Consider the following 1,817-nt stretch of genomic DNA (forward strand, 5'->3'; position numbering starts at 1 on the left):
GGCGAAGGCCATGAGCAGGCCGCCCGCCGCCAGCGCCCAGAGCGAGCCGGTGCCGTGGTGCCGGTCGAAGGCACCGCGCACCGCGACGGTGGCCGCCGCCACGGACTCGCCCAGCACGATGAGGGTGAACAGCCCGTAGCGTTCGGCGATGTGGCCCGGATGCCAGGGCGTCATCCCGGCGGACTGGGCCCACACGGGGACGGACAGCTCGGCCAGGATCATCACCACGATGCCCGGCAGCCTCACCGCCGCCGGGACGAGGAGCATCCCCACCCAGCCGAGTTGGCACGCCGCCACGCCGGAGGCGAAGCGCAGCGCGGTCCGGCGCCGGGCGGGGTCGGCCAGCGCGGCACGCAGCCAGAGCGCGGCCAGGGCCGTGCGCAGGACGACGTATCCGACGGTGATGACGGTCAGGTCGCCGGCTTCGAAGGCGCGGTCCACGCCTGCGGCGAGCACGAGCGACCCCGTTATCTGCAGGAGCACCGAGAGCCGGTACGGGACGTCGTCCGGGTCGTAGGCGGAAGCAAACCAGGTGAAGTTCATCCACGCCCACCAGATGGTGAAGAACACCAGCGCGAAGCGCAGCACACCGGTGGCGTGGTCGCCGCTCTCCAGCGCCCTGTGCAGACTCCCGGACGCCTGGGCCACCGCGACGACGAAGCACAGGTCGAAGAAGAGCTCCAGGGGGGTGGAGGTCCGGTGCGGCTCTCCGGAGTCGCGGCCGGCCATCGTGTGCCACCGCCCGGTGTCCCGTGGCGTCCGCGGGGTGAGGCGGCGGTTCAGCGGGGGGCTCCCGGAGCCGCCCCGGCCGGTCCCGGCCCGGCGCCCGCCACGTCCGCCTGCTCGTTCGCGTTCATGCCTCTCCTCGTTCCGCCGGCTCACCGTTCCGCCGGCTCACCGGGCACGGTTTTCCGGCCGACGCTAGGGCGGCCGGAGAGCGGGACGAGTCCGCCGACGCACGCGTGCTTGCCCGAGAGCGAAACGCCGGCGCCGGGGCGGGCACAGTGCGCCGCCGGTCACCCCCGCATGCGCTGCCGGTCAAGACGGCACCGGGCCGGGGACCTAGCGTCCCCGGGGAACACGCGGCACTACACACAGGAGACGCGCATGACCAACTCGTCCGCTCACCACGGCAGTCAGCCTTGGTTGCACCAGAAGGGGGAAGTGATCCAGGAGTTCGGGACCGTCAAGCAGTTCCCGGTCGCCCTGTCCTACGAGACCCGGATGTACTCCTGCCAGCGCCTGAACAAGGTCCTCGCCGACACGCAGATCCTCCACGGCCTCTACAAGAAGCACCACTGGCTGATGCGGGGCGCCACCTTCTACCAGTTGCACCTGGTCCTGGACCGGCACGCGGGGGAACAGCTGGAGATCGTCGACACCCTCGCCGAGCGCGTCCAGTCGCTGGGCGGTGTCGCGGTGGGGGATTCCCGGCACGTCGCCGAGATCACGTCGATCCCGAGGCCGCCGGACGGGGCGGAGGAGGTGCCGGCCATGCTGTCCCGGTTGCTGGAGGCACACGAGACCATCCTCGTGGACGCCCATGACGCCGCCGCCCGGGCGGCCGGGAGCGGTGACGACGGAACCAACGACCTGCTGGTCTCCCAGGTGATCAGGACCGGCGAACGACAGGCGTGGTTCCTGGCCGAGCACCTGGTCGACACACCGCTGGTCCGCACCTGACCGGCCTGCCGCGGTTCCGGGGGCACCGGAGGGGGCCGGCGCGCCCGCGCGACGCCCTGCGCCGGCGACCGCCGCGTGAAGCCGGTCGCCGTGTCCGCCGGGTCGGGCGGCCCCTCCGGCTCGAAGTTGTGGCC

2 protein-coding genes are annotated in these 1,817 nt (G+C 72.6%); one reads left to right on the forward strand and one right to left on the reverse strand.

What is annotated here, in order from left to right; genetic code table 11:
• The coding region (locus B7767_RS32840; RefSeq protein WP_143652749.1) for a low temperature requirement protein A at window positions 1-729 on the reverse strand (729 nt) is incomplete at its 3' end.
• A gap of 378 nt (window positions 730-1,107) precedes the next feature.
• Between B7767_RS32840 and B7767_RS32845 the strand changes: the two genes are divergently transcribed.
• The gene (locus B7767_RS32845; RefSeq protein WP_085575309.1) at window positions 1,108-1,683 is read left to right on the forward strand and encodes a Dps family protein; all 576 of its coding nucleotides are present in this window, start codon (window positions 1,108-1,110) and stop codon (window positions 1,681-1,683) included.
• Window positions 1,684-1,817: the final 134 nt, after the last annotated feature.

This window comes from Streptomyces sp. 13-12-16 (assembly GCF_002114215.1).
GTDB lineage: Bacteria > Actinomycetota > Actinomycetes > Streptomycetales > Streptomycetaceae > Streptomyces.